The organism is Halococcus salsus, from assembly GCF_009900715.1.
GTDB lineage: Archaea > Halobacteriota > Halobacteria > Halobacteriales > Halococcaceae > Halococcus > Halococcus salsus.
Genome location: NZ_JAAAJC010000005.1, coordinates 30,555 through 48,639 on the forward strand (window position 1 = coordinate 30,555; position 18,085 = coordinate 48,639).

The 18,085-nt window shown below is 67.8% G+C and carries 18 protein-coding genes and 1 tRNA gene; 12 read left to right on the forward strand and 7 right to left on the reverse strand.

Annotated features, from left to right (window positions below; all coding sequences use genetic code 11):
* Positions 1-9: 9 nt before the first annotated feature.
* From pan2 to GT355_RS12820, 4 genes are all read left to right on the forward strand, one after another.
* The gene (pan2, locus tag GT355_RS12805) at positions 10-1,227 is read left to right on the forward strand and encodes a proteasome-activating nucleotidase Pan2 (RefSeq protein WP_160134984.1); all 1,218 of its coding nucleotides are present in this window, start codon (positions 10-12) and stop codon (positions 1,225-1,227) included.
* Positions 1,228-1,282: 55 nt separating this feature from the next.
* Positions 1,283-1,792, forward strand: coding sequence for a pyruvoyl-dependent arginine decarboxylase (locus tag GT355_RS12810; RefSeq protein WP_160134985.1), 510 nt, complete (start codon positions 1,283-1,285; stop codon positions 1,790-1,792).
* 46 nt (positions 1,793-1,838) lie between these two features.
* Positions 1,839-2,225: a DUF5811 family protein gene (locus tag GT355_RS12815; RefSeq protein ID WP_160134986.1), complete on the forward strand. Its 387-nt coding sequence runs from the start codon at positions 1,839-1,841 to the stop codon at positions 2,223-2,225.
* A gap of 128 nt (positions 2,226-2,353) precedes the next feature.
* Positions 2,354-2,426 (forward strand) — tRNA-Val (locus GT355_RS12820).
* Between the two features lie 150 nt (positions 2,427-2,576).
* Here GT355_RS12820 and GT355_RS12825 read toward each other — a convergent pair.
* Together GT355_RS12825 and infB are read right to left on the reverse strand one after the other, a co-directional pair.
* Positions 2,577-2,822, reverse strand: a complete 246-nt coding sequence (locus GT355_RS12825) for a DUF8015 family protein (protein ID WP_160134987.1) — start codon at positions 2,820-2,822, stop codon at positions 2,577-2,579.
* A gap of 55 nt (positions 2,823-2,877) precedes the next feature.
* A complete protein-coding gene (infB, locus tag GT355_RS12830) occupies positions 2,878-4,695 on the reverse strand; it encodes a translation initiation factor IF-2 (protein WP_160134988.1) in 1,818 nt (605 codons plus the stop codon).
* Positions 4,696-4,839: 144 nt separating this feature from the next.
* On the opposite strand from infB, the gene GT355_RS12835 reads away from it, so the two are divergent.
* On the forward strand, positions 4,840-5,082 hold the full coding sequence (locus tag GT355_RS12835) for a PRC-barrel domain-containing protein (RefSeq protein WP_007691219.1): 243 nt from the start codon (positions 4,840-4,842) through the stop codon (positions 5,080-5,082).
* Positions 5,082-5,540: an NOB1 family endonuclease gene (locus GT355_RS12840; protein ID WP_160134989.1), complete on the forward strand. Its 459-nt coding sequence runs from the start codon at positions 5,082-5,084 to the stop codon at positions 5,538-5,540. Before GT355_RS12835 ends, GT355_RS12840 begins: the two co-directional genes overlap by 1 nt.
* 14 nt (positions 5,541-5,554) lie before the next feature.
* Here GT355_RS12840 and GT355_RS12845 read toward each other — a convergent pair whose 3' ends face one another.
* Both GT355_RS12845 and GT355_RS12850 read right to left on the reverse strand, forming a co-directional pair.
* On the reverse strand, positions 5,555-6,343 hold the full coding sequence (locus GT355_RS12845) for a CPBP family intramembrane glutamic endopeptidase (RefSeq protein WP_160134990.1): 789 nt from the start codon (positions 6,341-6,343) through the stop codon (positions 5,555-5,557).
* Positions 6,344-6,386: 43 nt separating this feature from the next.
* Positions 6,387-7,670, reverse strand: a complete 1,284-nt coding sequence (locus tag GT355_RS12850) for a glucose-6-phosphate isomerase (protein WP_160134991.1) — start codon at positions 7,668-7,670, stop codon at positions 6,387-6,389.
* 74 nt (positions 7,671-7,744) lie between these two features.
* Here GT355_RS12850 and GT355_RS12855 point away from each other — a divergent pair, with 74 nt between their 5' ends.
* From GT355_RS12855 to GT355_RS12880, 5 genes are all read left to right on the forward strand, one after another.
* Entirely contained in the window at positions 7,745-8,326 is a 582-nt protein-coding gene (locus tag GT355_RS12855) for a DUF8056 family protein (RefSeq protein WP_160134992.1), read from the forward strand.
* Between the two features lie 43 nt (positions 8,327-8,369).
* Positions 8,370-8,834 (forward strand): DUF5812 family protein, encoded by a 465-nt coding sequence (locus tag GT355_RS12860; RefSeq protein WP_160134993.1) that lies wholly within the window; start codon positions 8,370-8,372, stop codon positions 8,832-8,834.
* A 116-nt stretch (positions 8,835-8,950) separates the two neighbouring features.
* Positions 8,951-10,597, forward strand: a complete 1,647-nt coding sequence (locus GT355_RS12870; protein ID WP_240145810.1) for a PGF-CTERM sorting domain-containing protein — start codon at positions 8,951-8,953, stop codon at positions 10,595-10,597.
* 73 nt (positions 10,598-10,670) lie between these two features.
* A complete protein-coding gene (gene secF / locus GT355_RS12875) occupies positions 10,671-11,534 on the forward strand; it encodes a protein translocase subunit SecF (protein ID WP_160134995.1) in 864 nt (287 codons plus the stop codon).
* Positions 11,531-13,168: a preprotein translocase subunit SecD family protein gene (locus GT355_RS12880; RefSeq protein ID WP_160134996.1), complete on the forward strand. Its 1,638-nt coding sequence runs from the start codon at positions 11,531-11,533 to the stop codon at positions 13,166-13,168. Before secF ends, GT355_RS12880 begins: the two co-directional genes overlap by 4 nt.
* A gap of 279 nt (positions 13,169-13,447) precedes the next feature.
* Here the strand turns inward: GT355_RS12880 and rnhB are convergent, their stop codons facing one another.
* The 3 genes from rnhB to GT355_RS12895 form a co-directional block, all read right to left on the reverse strand.
* The gene (gene rnhB / locus GT355_RS12885; protein ID WP_160134997.1) at positions 13,448-14,086 is read right to left on the reverse strand and encodes a ribonuclease HII; all 639 of its coding nucleotides are present in this window, start codon (positions 14,084-14,086) and stop codon (positions 13,448-13,450) included.
* Positions 14,087-14,132: 46 nt separating this feature from the next.
* Positions 14,133-15,449 (reverse strand): tRNA pseudouridine(54/55) synthase Pus10, encoded by a 1,317-nt coding sequence (locus GT355_RS12890; protein WP_160134998.1) that lies wholly within the window; start codon positions 15,447-15,449, stop codon positions 14,133-14,135.
* 94 nt (positions 15,450-15,543) lie between these two features.
* Positions 15,544-17,058, reverse strand: a complete 1,515-nt coding sequence (locus GT355_RS12895) for a lipopolysaccharide biosynthesis protein (protein ID WP_160134999.1) — start codon at positions 17,056-17,058, stop codon at positions 15,544-15,546.
* A 158-nt stretch (positions 17,059-17,216) separates the two neighbouring features.
* Here GT355_RS12895 and GT355_RS12900 point away from each other — a divergent pair, with 158 nt between their 5' ends.
* Positions 17,217-18,065 carry a DUF4097 family beta strand repeat-containing protein gene (locus tag GT355_RS12900; RefSeq protein WP_160135000.1) on the forward strand — a complete coding sequence of 283 codons (849 nt, stop codon included), beginning with the start codon at positions 17,217-17,219 and terminating at the stop codon, positions 18,063-18,065.
* Positions 18,066-18,085 lie beyond the last annotated feature (20 nt).

Below are 18,085 nucleotides of genomic sequence, written 5' to 3' on the forward strand. Positions count from 1 at the left end.
GGACATCGAATGTCACACAGTCCCTCCCTTCCCGACCGGCCGCGGCTGAACCTCGACCCGGAGCTCACCGGCGAGGAACGAGTGGCAGCGCTGGCCGAACATTTGGAGGACGTGACGGCGGTCCACGACGAACTCGCCGCCCGCCTCGACGAGGCCCGCGAGAACCGCGAGGAGCTCGCCGAGGAGGCCGAGCAGCTCCAGGAGGAGAACGAGGCGCTCAAGACCTCCTCGCTCTACGTCGCCACGATCGAGGAGCTCACCGACGACGGCGCGATCGTCCGCCAGCACGGCAACAACCAGGAGGTGCTCACCGACGTCGCGCCCGCGCTCCGCGAGGATATCGACAACGGCGACCGGGTGGCCGTCAACGACTCCTTCAGCGTCCAGCGCACCCTCTCGGCCGAGACCGACGCCCGCGCACAGGCGATGGAGGTCGAGGAACGCCCGACGGTTACGTACGCCGACATCGGCGGGATCGACGACCAGGTCCGCGAGGTGCGTGAGGCCGTCGAGATGCCGCTGGTCGACCCCGAGCGCTTCGACATCGTCGGGATCGAACCGCCGACGGGCGTCCTGCTCCACGGCCCGCCCGGCACGGGCAAGACGATGCTCGCCAAGGCCGTCGCCAACGAGACCGACGCGACTTTCATCAAGATGGCCGGCTCCGAGCTGGTCAGGAAGTTCATCGGCGAGGGCGCACGCCTCGTCCGCGACCTCTTCGAGCTGGCGAGCGAGCACGAACCAGCGGTCATCTTCATCGACGAGATCGACGCCGTCGCCGCCAAGCGAACGGACTCGAAGACCTCCGGCGACGCCGAGGTCCAGCGCACGATGATGCAGCTCCTCAGCGAGATGGACGGCTTCGAGGAGCGCGGCGACGTCTCGATCATCGCCGCGACCAACCGCTACGACATGCTCGACCGCGCGATCCTCCGCCCCGGTCGGTTCGACCGCCTCATCGAGGTCCCGAAACCCGACATCGAGGGTCGCGAGCAGATCTTCGCGATCCACACCCGCGGCATGAACCTCGCCGACGACGTGGACTTCGAGGAGCTCGCCGAGATGGCCGAGGAGTTCAGCGGCGCGGAGATCGAGAGCCTCACGACCGAGGCCGGGATGTTCGCGATCCGCGACGAGCGCACCGAGGTCCGGATGGCCGACTTCGAGGAGGCCTTCGAGAAGGTCACCGAGGACGAATCGCCCGGCACGCCGATCGCGTTCAACTGAACCCGGTACCGCCGAGATCGCAACCCACATCGACCTCCTTCGCCGACCATCCCACATGCGTTCCATCAGAGTCGTCTCGGGCACCGGCACCGGCCCGACCGCACTCGCCGCCTACGACGCCGCGCTCGCCGACGCGGGCGTCCACAACTACAACCTGGTTCGAGTTTCGTCGGTGATCCCCGCCGAGAGTCGGATCGAAGTACTCGACACCGCGCCCGACCTCGGACCGGCGGGGAACCGCCTCACCGTCGTGGAGGCACGGGCGACGACCGAGATCGAGGGTGACGACCCGGGAACCCACGTCGGCGCGTCCGCGGGGCTGGGCTGGACGCGCGACGCGACGGGGCGCGGGCTGTTCTACGAAGCCTCGGGATCTAACCTCGAAGCGGTTCGCGAGCGCGTCACCGAGGGGCTGTCGGCGGGCCGGGACCTCCGGGAGTGGTCGTTCGTCGACGAGCGCGTGGTGACCGCCGACGTCGCGACGGACCTCGACCCGCATCGTTCGGACGCGTTCGCCACCGCGGTGGTAGTGGGGATCTACGGCGAGAGCGAGCCGATCCTGTAGTCGGGGGGTTTTTGAGGCCGTGACGAATAGGGAGGGCGTTCTTCTCATGACCGGCAACACGCCATATGCGGGACAACCGACCGACACCGACCCCGGACGGCGCGCGAACGCCGACGTGCCGGAGCTCTCGCCCGAGCAACGCCGGACGCTCCAGGCGGGTCTCGACACCGTGGTCGCCCGCACCCGGGAGTACCTCCCCGACGAGTACGTCGTCGGCGCACAGATCGTCGCCGGGAGCGACGGCCCCGAGGGCACCGTCGCGGTCCAGCCCCCCATCGGCCACGCCGTCAGCGCGGGGCTCCCGGCCGACAGCGATCTCGAAGAGGGACTCGACGACGACGACCGCGACGAGGTCGCGCGCGGGCTCGCCGCGAGCGCCGCGCTCCAGGTGAAACAGGCCGTCTCGGACGCCATCGCTCCGGTCGCGCGATAGCGACTTCAACACTAAGCAAAGCGTTCTCTCAAGGACAGAAGAGAGCTCACGAGGGTTACCTTACTACTTCATGAAATATGATCGGTAACGAAACACATTTACGAAGATGACATACTAGTAGGTGTACCCCCCGTATGGCCAAGGGGACAAGGCGCCCCTCTGACTTAGGGGAGATCGAGGGTTCGAATCCCTCTGCGGGCAGAGGGCGTGGTCGCGCCCGTACAGGGCAGCAGGTTCGATTCCTGCTCCACTGTTCTTTTGCTGACAAGATCAATGAGTAGTTCATGAGAGCCACGGATGACTCCGTAAGTATCTGGATTTTTGGATTGTTCTCGCAGTGCAGCCTATTGGTCAACCCGAGACCGCGGTCGGCGGGTCGTAGAACAGCACGTAGCCGAGCGTCGCGAGCGCGGGAATCGTGCCCGCGGCGAGGCCCGTCGGGACCGCCAGCGGGGAGGCCACGCCGCCGGCGAATCCCGCGATGAGGAGGGCGGGGAGCGCGAGCAGGACGAGATCCGCCGGGGCGACCGTCGGGCGGCGCTCGTCGACCGTCTCGACGACCGATTCCGCGGTCGCGGGGAGCGGAAGAGGGGTCATCGTGTCTCGGCCAACGAACGCCGGCTAATTAAATATTATTACTGCGTGTGAGCCGTCACTTCCCCCAGAAGGGGTCGCGCCGACGGTGTTTGTCGAGGTACATCCGGAGGGCGTCGGCCTCGTCGGCCGGGATGTCCTCCGTGAGCTCCTGTTCGAGGACCTTCGCGTGCTTCTCGGGGAGCTCGACCCAGAGCTCGTCGCCTTCCTCGATCTGTCGGCCGACGGTGGGGCCGTCGATGGCGACGCTCACGCGGTCGCCCTTGCGGGCCTGGTCGACGTCCTCGCCCTGGTCCTGGATGCCGTTGACCTCGCCGATGCGTTTCGGCTCCGCCCCGGAGAAGTCGACGACGCGCGCGTTGCGTTTCATGGTCCCGGTCAGGATCTCGACGCCGACCACCGCCGGGTCGTTCTGCCGGAAGGTGTGGTCGGGGAGGAGCTGGAAGCGTGCGGGCCGCGAGATGTTCTCGAGGATGGCGTCCTGCTGGCTCCGCTCGCGTTCGGTGACGAACTCGTCGTACTCCTCGACGAGGCGATAGATCACGTCGCTCTCGAAGATCCGGACGCCGCTCTCGTCGGCCTGTTCGGCGGCGTTGTCGAGCACGTCGACCGAGAAGGCGAGCACCGTCTCGTGTTTCTCCTCGTCGGCGGTGCTCGCCACCGTGACGTCGCGGGGTGCGACCGCGCCGACCTCCGCACGGACGATAGGAATCTCGGCCTCTTCGAGGGCATCGGCGACGGCTTCGAGGCTTCCGAGGGTGTCGGCTTTCACCACGACCCCCTCCTCCTGGGTGGTGACACCGATGGCGGCGAGCTCCTCCTCGACTGCCGCCACGACGTCGTCGAGAGGCTGGTCGCGGACCACTCGTACCGGGGCCCCCGCCATCGCGCTGTCGAGCTCCGGTGCGGCGATCTTGAGCCCCGCCGCCGCGCTCACCGCATCGACCTGCTCGAAGCGGCTCTCGGTTCGGATCTCGGCAAGCGGCCGGGGCTGGAGCAGCGCCCGGACGTCGGTCACGATCGGGTCGCCCGACGCGCCCACCACGATGGTGTCGTCGGATCTCACCGTTCCGTCGTAGAGCACCACGTCGATCGCGGTGCCGAACCCCTTCTGGTCCTTGACTTCGAGCACCGTGCCCGCCCCCGGTCCGTCGACGTCGATCGCCATCTCGTCCTTGAGGTAGCGCTGGGAGAGGCCCATCAGAACGGTGAGAACGTCGGGGACGCCCTCGCCCGTCTCGGCGCTCGTCGGCACGACGCCGACGTTGTTGGCGAAGTTCTGGACCCGCCAGTACATGTCCGCCGAGAAGTCGTGGTCGGAGAGCTCGCCGATGACCTCGTAGAGGTTCTCGTCGAGCCGCGAGCGGGCGCGGTCGGTCTGGGCGTCGTAGCTCTGCTGGATCGGGCTATCGGGCTGGGGGTTCCAACCGGCCACAGTATCGATCTTGTTCGCCGCGACCACGAACGGGGTCTCGGTGCGCTGGAGGATGTCGAGGGCCTCGATGGTCTGGGGCTGGAATCCGTCGTTGACGTCCACGACGAGGATCGCGATGTCGGCGAGCGCACCCCCCCGAGACCGGAGGGTCGAGAAGGAGTGGTGGCCGGGCGTGTCGATGAACAGCAGACCGGGGAGGTCGAAGTCGTCGGGGTCGACGAGACTGCCGGCTAGCTCGGAGACGGTTTCGAGCGGTACGGCGGTCGCGCCGATGTGCTGGGTGATCGCGCCCGCCTCGCCGTCGGTGACCGCCGAGCCGCGGATCTTGTCGAGGAGCGTGGTTTTGCCGTGGTCGACGTGGCCGAGGACCGCGACGATCGGGGTTCGGAGGGACGCCGCCGTGTCGCCGGCGGCGTCCGCGTTGGTGTGTGTTTCGGACATGGCATTCACCCGAGAAAGTCGTAGTTGAGGGGAACGGGCCACGCCAGTTAAACACGTCGTCGTGTCCGTCCAACGGGTCAGTGACCCGTTTCGGTCGCCCCGCTCTCCGTGGTGTTTATAATGCCGGCCTTCGGTATGACGGGTATGCCAGACGTACTCGCGCGGAACCTGATCGACAAGGCCGTGATCGGGTCCGACGGGACCGAGCTCGGCACGCTCTCGACGGTGACGATGAACATCGAGACCGGCGAACTCGCGAACCTCATCATCACGCCGCGGGGCGAGACGATGGACCAGGTCGAGATCGAACGCGACGACGAGGGCCGATACGCCGTCCCGATCCGAAGCGTGCAGGCGGTCAAAGACCACATCGTCGTCGACCGGTGATGGAAATACTCGACTCGTCGGCGTTCATCAACGAGTACGACGCGGGGGACGACATCGCGACGGTGCCGGAGGTGGGGATGGAGCTCGAAGGCGAGCATTCCTATCGCTACGACGCGCTCGAAGGCGCGGGGATGTACATCCACGTGCCCGAGGAGGCCGTGGTGGGCCGGGTCGAGCGCGCCGCGCGCGAGAGCGGCGACGCCGACGAACTCTCGGAGACGGACATCAAACTCGTCGCGGCGGCGTTCGAACTCGACGCGACGTTGGTCACCGACGACTACGCGATGCAGAACGTCGCCGACCGGCTCGATATTCGTGTCGAGTTCATCGCCCAGGAGGGCATCACGGAGGCCCGCGAGTGGGAGTTCCAGTGTCAGGGCTGTGGCCGAACGTTCGACGAACGGAAGGACCGCTGTCCGATCTGCGGCAGCGGGCTCGCGCGGAAGAACCCCTCGTAGGGTTCGCGGCGAACTCAGAAATAGGGGTGAAAGGAGAGGGCCTCTAGCGCGTAGAGCTGGGCGAACGTGACCGCGTTGTAGGCTCCATGGATGAGGGCGGGAACCAGCAGGTTGTCGGTGTACTCGTAGAGTCCACCCAGAATGAGCCCGAGCAGGAAGGTCGAGACCACGTAGCCGCCGGCACCCGCGAGACCCGAGGAGGCGATCGTGGCGGTGGCGTGGGCGAGCCCGAAGAGGGCGCTCGAAAGCAGGACCGCCGGGACGGGCGAGAACACCCGCCGGAGGATCCCCTGCGCCCCGCCGCGGAACAGGATCTCCTCGCCGGGGCCGGTCGCGAGGAAGGAGAGCGCGATGAGGTAGAGCGCGAGCGTCGGGTCCGCCCTGACCGCGCTCACGATCCGGTTCGTACCGGGTGCGAGGCCGATGCCCTGGAGGAAGATCGAGACGGCCTGTGAGGCGGCCACCAGCAGGACGAAGCCAACCAGTACCCACCCGAGGTCGCGGAGGAGGCGTCGGGGACGCGAGAGCGAGGGCCACCGGACGTCGAAGAGGTCGGGGAGGTCGGCGTAGCGCATGTAGGCGAGCACGACCACGGCGAACCCGACGTTTTGGAGGAGCGTCGACCCGACGTAGCCCGGCGTGCTCCGGATCGAGAGGTCGAAGGCCGAGAGCACGGGCAACAGCGGGACGACGATGAGGTTCGCGACGAGGAAGCCGGCCACGACGAGCCCGAACGCGATCGTGACCGCCGAGAGGTAGCGAAGGGGGTCGGATCGGCTGCCGTCGGTGTGTTCTGCCGCCATCCGTTCTGTGAGGCTCGGTGGCCGCGCCGAATAGCTCCTTTGGTCACTCCACGAGGAGTCGTGTCTTCTCCGCGACCGCCGCCGACTCCTCGTTCGACTCGCCGATGAGGCCACGAGTCGCGTTCTTGCCCCACTCGACCGCGGGCTGGGTGAACGTCTCGACCCCGTAGAGTTCGCCCGCGAGCACGCACGCGACCTCCATCGTGTAGAGGAGCTCGCCGATTCCACGACCGTCCACTCGGTCGATTTCGACCCGAACCGAGGGGCGGTTCGCCGCCGCGAGGCTGGCTTCGGTGGCTTCGAACTCGGCGTCGATGAGGTCGTCCATCCCGACGCCACCGAGGTACGCGAGGTCGTCGACGTCGGTCTCGGGGATCGGGAGCGACATGCGCTCGCGCGGGCGGACGAAGGTCACGAGAGTGTTCGACGGCCCCGCCCGGTAGCGCTGGAGCTGGGAGTGCTGGTCGGTCGCGCCGAGCGCCCGCGCCGGGAGCTGGCCGAGACCGTCCTTTCCCAGACTCTCGGCCCAGAGCTGGGCGAACCACTCCCCGAAGGAGTCGAGCGATTCGGCGTAGGGCAACATGGCGTTGACCGCCGCGCCGCGCATGTCGAGCGCGTACGCCACGGCCCCGTAGGCGTAGCCGGGGGTCTCGTAGAGCGAATCGGACAGATCGGCGGCGTCCCGCGCGCCGTCGAGGATCGGGGCGATATCGTGGCCGCGGATCGCGAGCGGAACGAGGCCCACCGTCGAGAGTGCCGAGAAGCGCCCCGGCACGCCATCGGGGACGCGAAGCGCGGGGAGGTCGTGGTCGTCGGCGAGGTCGCGGAGCGGGCCCGAGTCACCCGTCGTCACGACGGTTCGCTCGGTCCAGTCGACGCCGGCCTCCTCGAAGGCCGCGCGGGCCACGAGGAAGTTCGCGAGGGTCTCCGCGGTCGTGCCCGAGCGCGAGACCACGTTTACTACGGTGTCGTCGAGCGGCAACAGCGAGAGCACCTCGGAGACCTCGCGGGGGTCGACGTTGTCGAGGGTGAGAATTCGAGAATCGCCGAGCGCCTCGGCGAGGGTGGCCGCGCCGAGCGCGCTCCCGCCGATCCCGACGACGAGGACGTACTCCGCCCCCGCGACCGGTTCGACTGCTTCCGTGATGGCCTCGGGGTCCGTGGTCTCGGGTAGGTTCAGCGCCGCGTAACCGAACTCGTCGTCCCGACGGCCGCGCTCGATCCGCTCGTGAGCGGTCGCGACGCGCTCGTCGAGCCGATCGAGGGACGTACGGGCGATCCCCGGTTCGGCGACGTCGGCCAGCGCGTTGCCGATATCGATCTTCATAGGGGGAGTGACGACCCCGGCGACAAAGCCCTGCCGACCGCGGCGTTTAATCGCTCGGGACCCTCCCTCGTACCATGGTCGAGGCGAACGCGGGCGACGACGCCGACGCGGCCGACGGTGGTACGGGCGGGAGCCCCCGATCGGACGCGGGCGAGAAGACCTACGACGGGCTGCTGGGCGCGATCCCCTACGCGTTTCGGTCGAGCCGGTCGCGGGTCTTCAGGAGCTACGCGGTCGTCGGGGTGCTCGCGGCGGTGCTCGTGGCCGTCTTCATGGCCCTCGCGCTCGTCACGCTGTTCGGCGCGACCGCGGGGGCGCGCGGCGGGTCGTTGACGCTCTCGCGCGCGTTCTACATGGTGGTCGCGCTGTTCCTCGTCGGCCCGCTCCTCGCTCCCGTGCTCTTCGTCGCGCGTCGGCACCGCCGGGTGGGCGACCGAAAGCGCTACGACGCCTGGCTGGGGTTCGCGGGGTTCGTCTTCCTCGCGTCGCTCTACGTCGGCCTCGTCGTGGCGGTGCCGGTCGCGAACCAGGAGGCCGTGACCGGCGTGCTCGCGCCCCTCGTCGAGGTGCTCTACGCGCTTCCGAGCCTCGCGGGGTTGGTCCCACCGGTCCTCGCCGCCGTCCTGATCTGGCTCGCCCACCGGTTCGCCCGGTAGCCCGAACTGAAAGACCCAATCCCACGGAGCGCGGAGTCCGCACATGGAAAAGCAGAGCACGTTCCTCGTGACCCACGCCGACGCGGCGTCGGCGGTGTTAAAGGACGCCGACGACGGCCAGGTCCACACGCTCGCCGAGAACCCGGACCTCGACGCGAACGACGCGCTCGATGCCACGGTCGCGAGCGACGAACTCGGCGTCACGTGGGAACTCGTGGATATCGAGGAGCGACGACCGCTGACGACCGGCGAGAGCGAGGAGCCGCCGACGAGCCAAGAACGCGAGCTCGCGGCCGAGGGGGACGAGGGCGACGTGACGACCCGCGAACGCGCCGGCGTCGGCGAGATCCACGTGCTCACGGTACCCCCAGAGCGGGTCGCGGACGCGGTGAGCGACGTGCTCGACGACGAGGCGACGCTGGTCCGGGCGGCCCGACTCGGCGTAAATCGTGTGGAGGTACGGAGCGATGGGGAAGCGGGCGTGGTTTCGGTTCGATATCTGCCCTGAGCCGGCGACAGGCTGCCGAAGGCGGACCTGAAAGCTTATGCCAGGATAACGTGACCGACGAGAGAGAAATGGGGATTCCGAGCGTTTTCGTGCGGCGAAGTCTACAGGTTGCCCTGGTGGTCGTGGTGGTCGCGAGCGCGGGCTACGGCGGTGGCGTCGTCCAGGCGGCCGGACCCGACCAGCCACCGAGTCACGAACTGAGGCCGGTGGCCGCCCAACAGACCGACTGGAACGGCGTGACCAACGACAGCGAACCCAACGACGACCGTTCGACGGCGACGCCGCTCGACCTCACCCCCGGACGGAACGAGGGGATCGTCGGAGGGACGATCACCGGTAGCATCAACCAGACGCCGGCGGACGAGGGAAACGTCACCGACCCCGACGTGGATTTCTACTCGTTCGACGCCACGGCGGGCCAGTCGATAAACATCTACTCGCAGGGGACCGCTCGCCTCCCATCGGGGCGCTACGACATGACGCCGGCGAAAGGAACGCTCTACGGTCCGAGTGGGGAAGTCGTCGCGACGGCCGGCTCCGGGATCGGGGACGTCTTCACGACCGGAACCACGCTCGAGGAGACCGGGACCTACTACTTCAAGGTCAACGGGAGCGGCGGTATCGAGGGCAGTAACTGGTACGACTTCGGCATCGGGGTCACGGACCCGGACCCGTTCGAGCCGAACGACGATGCCGATAGTGCGCTCCCGATCGACGACGGCAGCCCGATCAACGGGACCATCACGGGCGGCGACACCGATCGCTTCGCCGTCGAACCCACTACCGGCGGCGAGGTCACCGCCACCCTCGAACTCGGGGACCTGCCGACGGACAATCAGGGGAACCTCGTCGTCGACATTCTCGATGGGAACGGCGAACGCGTCAGTCGGACGTACGACGTCGACTATGCCGGTGATGCGTCCGAAAACGGTCCGTTCCGGAGCAACGAGACCCGGAAGACGGGGATGGAATCGAAAACCGTCGCGGTCGCGAACACAACCGTCGAAGCGGGCCGAACGTACTACGTCAGCGTGCGGCCGGTTCCCGAGTACGACCCGGGTGCGGTCGGTGGCTTCGTTCCCTACAGTCTGAACGTCTCGGTGAGCGGGTCGGATCGGGTGGAGGAAGCCAGCTCGCTGGTCATCGTCGGCGGTACCGCCGAGAACAAGGTCACCTACGCGTTCACCCACGATGGAACCGTCGAACGAAGTGGGGAGAGCCACGGCGCGCCCGTCGCGAACCACACGATCACCGTCGACCCCGACGTCGATACCGTCACGGATGGACGAGTGGATGGTCGTCTCGGCGGCGGTGGTGACGCCTACCTCGTGCAGGGGAACGTCACGGGGCTCAGACTCGACGGCAACGCGACCGTCTATCGCAACGGCGTCGAGGTCGACCCCACCTCGTTCGGTCCCGTCGCGGCTCGCGACACCGCGACAGCCACGTCGACCGCGACACCAACGGCTACATCGACGGCCACCGTGACATCGACTCGAACCGCGACCGCCACGCGAACGGCGACACCGACAGCAACGGCGACCGTTGCCCCACCGCCGACCGCGACGGCAACCCCGACCGCAACGGAGACGGCTGCTTCGACGACCCGTAGAGCGACGAACGCGAACGGGAGTCAGGGGGAAATCATCGGAGGAACCGAAACCGAAGCCGAAACCACCACGGAGGACGGGCCGGGGTTCGGTGCGTTACCGGCGGTGATCGCGGTCCTCGCGGCCGGGCTGGTGGCGCTTCGACGCCGCTGAACCGATCGAGGGCGCGCTCGTCGGCGAGCCCCATATAAGAAAGCTTATTCAAGGTCGTCGCACACCGCACGGCATGGTCGCGTTCGACGTACCGGACCTCGATTACACCCGGTACACCGACCGCCAGCTCGCCGCGGTTCCGCTGGCGGTGCTCGTTCTCGCGCTCTGCGTTCTCGGCGGCTGGTTCCTCGTCACCGGCGCGCCGGTGACCCCCGGCATCGACTTCACCGGCGGGACCGAGGTCCAGGTCTCGACCGGTGCTTCACAGGCCCAGATAGAGGAGGCCTTCCCGACCCAACCGACCTCCGTCACGCCGACCGCGGGCGGCAACACCTACATCGTCACCTTCCAGTCGACGAACACCGATGCGCTCACCAACGCCGCCCAGTCCGCGGGCTATCAGGTGGACTCCGTCCAGGCCACCTCCGCGAACTTCGGCGCGGGGGCCCAGCAGACGGGCGTGATCGGGCTGATCGCGGCGTTCGCCGGAATGGCGCTTCTGGTGTTCGCCCTCTTTCGGACCTTCGTCCCCTCGATCGCGGTGATCGCCTCGGCGTTCTCCGATATCGTGATCCCGCTCGCGCTGATGAACCTCTTCGGGATCAAGCTCTCGCTCGGGACGGTCGCGGCGCTCCTGATGCTGATCGGCTACAGCGTCGACTCGGACATCCTGCTCAACAACCACGTCCTCCGGCGACGGGGTGACTTCTACGAGAGCACGTATCGTGCGCGCCGCACGGGGGTGACGATGACCCTGAGCTCGATCGCCGCGATGACGGTGATGGCGGTCGTCGCGAGCGACTTCGTTCTCGGGATCCCGCTCCTCCCGGAGGTCGGCACGATCCTCGTGATGGGGCTCATCACCGACCTGATGAACACCTACCTCCTCAACGTCAGCCTGCTTCGCTGGTACAAGTACGAGGGGGTCGCGCGATGATACGCGACAACTGGCGGATCGCCCTGCTCGTTGTGTTCGTCGTCGTCGCCGGGCTGGCGCTGTTCGTGCCCGGGTTCGGCGTCGGGGGCGGCGGCAACGCCGCCGTGGCCAACACCACGAGCGGCCCCACGAACCTCCAGTTCGGCCTCGAACTCTCGGGCGGGACCCAGATCCGCGCGCCGCTGGTCGGGATGACCGCCGAGAACGTGAACGTCCAGCCGGGCCAGCAGGCCAACCTCACCGGATCGGTGGCGGAGGACCTCGGGATCTCACCGACCGACGTCCAAGTCAGAGTCGGTAACGAGTCGGCCACCGTCGAGGTGTTCTCGGGGAACGTCTCACAGGGACAGTTCGCGAACGCGCTCCAGCAGGAGGGATACGACGTCACCCAAGACGACATCCGAAACGGGCTGACCCAGCAGACCTACGACGACGCCGTCGAGGTGCTCGAAAACAAGATCAGCGAGTCGGGGCTCACCGGCGGCACCGTCCAGACCGTCTCCTCGGGCGAGCAACGGTACATCCAGATCGAGGTCCCGAACCAGAACCGTTCGGAGGTCAGGGATCTGGTGGCCGACCAGGGTCAGGTCCAGACGGTGGCGTACTTCACCGTCGAGGGCAATCGGACCCCGTCGTACTGTGAGGGGCCGGTCGGTGGCAACGGCTCCGGCGGGTCCGGTAACTCGGGCGAGGCGAACACCTGTAACGTCACCGTGCTCCAGAGCCAGGACGACTTCCAGTCGGTCGGGACCGTCCAGCGGGACCAGCAGGGCCAACCCATCGTGCCGGTGACGCTCACCGAGCAGGCCGCCCGGCCGTTCACCCAGGCGATGCAGCGCTACGGCTTCGCCGACGCCGCGAACGCCTCCAGCCGGCAGAGCCAGGTCAGGACCTGTAACTTCGAGACGGGCGGGGGTGGGCACTGTCTGCTGACGGTGCGCGACGGCGAAGTGGTCTACGCCGCGAGCGTGACCCAAGGGCTCGCCCAGCAGTTCGCCACCGGGAGCTTCATCAACGACCCGGGTTATCAGACGTCGGCGCAGAACGCCTCCGAGGCGCAGGACCTCCAGGTCGACCTCCAGGCGGGGGCGCTGCCCGCGCCGCTGAACTTCGACCAGGGCACGAGCCAGTACATCCTGCCGAGCGTCGCCCAGAAGTTCAAATCGCTCTCGCTCGTCACGGGGCTGGTCGCGGTGCTCGCGGTCGCGGGGGTCGTGTTCGCCCGCTACCGCGAACTCCGGGTGGCGATCCCGATGGTGGTCACCGCGCTCGCGGAGGTGTTCATCCTCCTCGGGTTCTCCTCGGCGGTCGGGCTGGCGCTCGACCTGTCCCACATCGCGGGCTTCATCGCGGTGATAGGGACGGGTGTCGACGACCTCGTGATCATCGCCGACGAGATCCTCCAGAGCGAGGTCAAGACCGGACGGGTATTCCAGAGCCGCTTCAGACGCGCGTTCTGGGTCATCGGCGCGGCCGCGGCCACGACGATCATCGCCATGAGCCCGCTCGCGGTGCTCTCACTCGGTGACCTCCGCGGGTTCGCCATCGTCACCATCGTCGGGGTGCTCATCGGCGTGCTGATCACCCGGCCGGCTTACGGGAACGTGCTCCGACGGCTGCTGACGGACACCTGAAGCGCGCCCCCGACCGATCCGCTTCGTCACTGAATTTCAGGATTTACAACGGAGCGAGAGCGGTCGGCGCGTGTGGAGGGCCGAAGGCCCGACTCGCGCGAGGGATGAGCGAACGAAACGAGCGACAGCGAGTGAAGTGAGCGAATCGGCTGGGGAGGGTCGTGGCCGGTGCGGGGCGGTCGTGGTGCGGTCTCTCATTTGAGCCAGGACTTGTAGCGGTCGATCAGCGAACGGACTGCGAAAATTCGACCCGGCGCAAACGAGTCCTAAACCACTCGTTCAAAAGTTCGAGAGCGTCGATTGGGCCGCCGCGTCGAGCACGTCCCGACTCGTCTTCCACGACGCACGAGCGAATGATGGAAGCGCACCGTTCTCACGAACGTACTCCCGAAGAAACTCCCGAGTCGCCGGATCACTCGGGTAACCGCTGCCGAGCGGGCCGTGCTCGTCCGCCAGCCGGTCGATGTGCGTATCACGAGCGACCTTCGCGACGATGCTCGCCGCGCCGGCGAGCGCGTGGTTTTCGTCGGCCCCGTGCTCGGCCGTGACCTCGACGTCGGTTTCCGTTGCTACCACGACCCGCCGACCGAACCGCGCCGCGTCGGTGTCGCAGGCGTCGACGATCCCAGCCAGTCCGTCCTCGGCCACGTCGTCGATCGCTTCGGCCGCCGCCGTGATCGTGAGCGCGTTGATGTCGGTCTCGGGGTCGTCGATCTCGGAGGCTGTGACCTCGACCACGGCGGTCGAAACCCGGTCGTCACCGTGGAGGTCGTCAGCGAGCGCCTCGCGGCGCGCGGGCGAGAGGCGTTTCGAGTCGTCGATGCCGGCGGGGAGGTCGGCGGGGTCGGCGCGGACGCACGCCACGAACAGCGAGCCCAGGACGGGACCCCGACCCGCTTCGTCGACGCCGAAGTGCATGGTCGCTACTCACGGGGCGCGTTCAAACCCGTTGTGATGAGCCTGCTCACTCGGCCGGTTCGTCGATGAGATAGTCGGGGTCGTCGAAGGCCTCCTCCTCGCCCTCGACGGCGACCACGTCGAGCGCCGTGACCTCGCTCTCGACCCCGAGTAAGCCAGCGAGGCTCGGCTCCGTTCGGCCGTCGTCGCCGCTCACCAACTCCTTGACGTAGAGCCCGCCCGCGCCCTTGACCTCGACGGTGGCGTGGCGCGGGTCGTCGAGCGTGCCCTCGGTCTCGTAGACCTCGCGTTCGCGGGTCAGCGCCGCGCGGCGGTGGTCGACGCGCTGGGGGGTGTACTGCTCGACCGTCGTCCCCTGGAGTTCCGAGAGCGCGTCTTCGAGTGCCTCCTCGTCGACCGGGTCGGCGAACTCCACAGTCATGGAGTAGGTCTTGTTGGCGTCGAGCTCCTTCACGCGCTCGACCATCTCGTGGGTCGCGCGCCGGAGACCGAGGACTTCGGCCTTGCCGTCGGCGAACTCGTTGATCTCGGTTTCGAGTCGGTCGGTGTCGACCGCGCGACGCTGGGGGTGTTTGACCTCGATCACGAACGGCCGACCGGTGCCGAGCATCACGGCGTCGACGTCCTCGCGACCCGCACCGTGGAAGAGGCTTTCGTCCCCCACCATTGCCTCGCGAACCACGGGCGCGGTGAGCTGTTCGACGCTCTCGTCGTAGAGGTAGCCCGACCCGCCGCAGTGCTCGCAGGGTTCGGTGCCGCCGTCGGCGGCCATCTGGGTGCCGCCCCCGCCGCACTCCCGACAGGGCCACTCGGTCTGGGGGATGTCCCGTTCGAGCTTGCGGTACCGGCCGTAGACGAACGCCGGGTTGACCTGGACGTCCACGCCGCCCGCGTCGAGCCCGCGTTCGAGGTTCACGAGCGCGAGCACGTCGGGGCGCTCGAAATCGACCTCCGTGCCGGTGCGCGCGCCGACACGCTTGCCGACCTCGCGGTTGAGTTCGGATTTGAACAGTTCGCCTGCGTCCTCGGCGAGCCCGCTGTCCTCGCGGAGGAGGCGGTCGTTCTCTTCGAGCAGCGGCGGGACGCGGGTCCCGACCTGGTAGGTCGAGAACTCGACCCCGCCGAGCGCCTCGCAGACCTCGTCGGCCCAGGCGTCGAAGCGCTCGCACTCACCCTCACAGACCCAGCAGTCCTCGACCGGTTCGGAGGGCTCGTCGTCGTCGAGGTGGACCGCGACCCGGAGGGCGCGACCACGTTCGTCGTTGGTGAGTCCGAAGCTCCGGTCGGCGAAGACGCGACCGAGACACGCGTTACAGACCGGGCCGTTCGCGATGACGGCCCGCGCGTCGTCGAGGATTGACATGGTCCGAGAAGAGGGTGCACGCGTGTTTCGCTTTCGGATCCCGACGTCCGGCCGATCCTGAACTCACAGGTCGCTTCGGAGGGAGCGGACCGGCTCAGGAGACCATCGTCTCGGCCATTCGTCGGCAGAGCCGGATGCTGTCGTAGCCCGAGAACGCCTCGAAGACGACCACACAGACGGTGTAGACGCCGACACCGACGAGCACCAGCAGGCAGAACTCGAGCACGCCCGTGGCGATGCCGGCGGTGTGAACCCCGACCACCGCGAGCCCCATCACCGCGCTCGCGACCGCGGGATAGGCGATGAGCCCGAGGAGCTTGGCGTAGCTTCCGTCGACGATGCGCACCGCGAGGTACGTCGAGACGGGTTCGGAGAAGAATAGAGAATTGCCGACGATCACGAGCGCCGTGCCGACCGCGCCGTACCGCGCGGTGGCGGGGTAGATCAGGAGGGCAATGATCACCAGCTTGCCGAACTGGATCTTAGTGGCGATCTCGGGGCGACCGATGGCCTGAAACAGCGGTCCCGTGGTGGCCCCGAGCGAGCGAAGCAGGCCCCAGGCCGCGAGGAGCTGGATCAGCGGAACCATCGGGCCCCACTCCTCGGTGAGGAAGGTGTTCACGAAGGTGGGGGCGACCGCGGCGATGCCGACCGCGACCGGGAACGAGACGAAGGTGGTGAGCTGCACGGTCTTGAAGAAGCCGTCGCGGAGCTGGCGCTCGTCGTTCTGCATCTTCGCGTAGGTCGGAAAGACCACCGAGGAGATGGTCTGGGTCACCTCGGTCGCGGGCGCGTTCGAGACCCGGTAGCCGAGCTGGTAGAACCCGACGACGGCAGCGCCGAGATACCACCCGACGAACGCGTCGTCGCCCTCCATGATGAGGAAGAGCACGACACCGGAGGCGAAGATCCACTTCCCGTAGCCGAAGAGTTCGCGGGCGTGGTCGAGGTCGAATCGGGGCCACGGCCGGTAGTCGTCGACGAGGTAGGAGGCTATCAGCCGGATGAAGTCGCTCGCGACGAGCCCGAACACCAGCGCCCAGACTGACTGCGTGACGAACGCGACGCCGAGCGCGACGAGGACGTAGAAGACGGTACCGGAGATGGTGTAGAAGAACTGCTTGTCGAACCGGAGGTCCTTCTTGAGGTAGAGGAGGCCAGGGTTCTGGAGCCCCGAGAGCAACGGCGAGAGCGCGAGCACGCGGAGGACCGGCGTGAGCTCGGGCTGGTCGAAGACCGCGGGCGAGGCCATGAACGGGGCGACGAGGAACAATATCGCGGCGACCACGACGCCCCGGGCGTTCTGCATCATCCAGGCGGTGTCGAGGTAGGCGTCGACGTTCGCCTCCTCGCGCTGGATCAGCGCGGCGTCGATGCCCAGTCGCGAGAGCTGGGTCAGCCCGCTCATCACGACGAGCGCGAGCGCCATCACGCCGTAGTCGTCGGGACCGATGATCCGCGCGACGAACAGCACGATGACGAGCTGGAGGAAGCGGTCGAGGACGTTAGTGATCGTGACCCAGACGCCGCTGGTGACCGCCCGCTCGGAGAGGCTCTCGCCGGGGGCGAGAACACGTCGCAGGAGGTCCACGATGGTTCGGAGCGACACTCGCGGGTGGTTTTCGGGCCGAGGGTAAAAGCGCGCCGTCCCGCGGTCGTTCGTTCCCGACCCGTCTCGCTGTGGTGTGGTTTAAATTCGTTTCGGCGCGTCGCGCATCGTGCGACCGGGTGACCGGGTATATCCTCGAGCCGATACGACTCGAACCCATGACATCGGACGACGGATCCGCGGTGACTCTCTCCCGACGAAGACTGCTGGGCGGATGTGCGGTCGGTCTCGGGGCGTTCTCGGCGGGCTGTTCGGGTGCGACGCCGTTCGTCGGCAAGCGCGAGGAGTTCGACCGCACCCTCGGCATGACCGAGGGGCGACTCACCCTCGAAACCGACAGCGGGGCCGCGAGCGTCCGCCGGGCCGACGCCGACCGGGTCCGACTCCACGGCGTCAAGGAATCCGGGTCGGTGTTCACCGATCTCGAGGACATGACCGTCGAGACCGCACGGAACGGCGACCACCTCGCGGTGAGCGGCGATTCAGGCGGGGACTCGTGGTTCGGGCTCGGCGGTGGTTCGATATCGCTCGACGCCGCGGTGCCGAGTGGGATTCGCGTCGAGGCCGTGACCGCGAAGAACGGCGACGCCACCGCGACCGGCGTCGTGGGCGACGTGGCGCTCCGTTCGACCAACGGCACGGTCGCGGCGCGGAACGTCGACGGGTTCGTCTCGCTCTCCTCGACCAACGGGCCGGTCCGGGCACGGCGCGTGAGGGGGATCGCGGGTGCCGAAACCACCAACGGCGACGTCGACGTTCACGTACCCCGGATCGACGGCCACGTCTCGCTCTCTTTGACAAACGGCCAGATCACCGCCGCGCTCGCGCCGAACCTTGACGCGCGGGTGACCGCGACGACCACCAACGGGAACATTACGACGACGGGACTCCCGCTCGACGCGACCGGGTCGGACCGGAACAGCCTCACCGGAACCATCGGCACGGGCACCAACCGACTCACTGTCAGGACGACCAACGGCTCGATCAAGCTCACGCGGCTTGGTTGACCCGCCCCGTCGAACGGCGA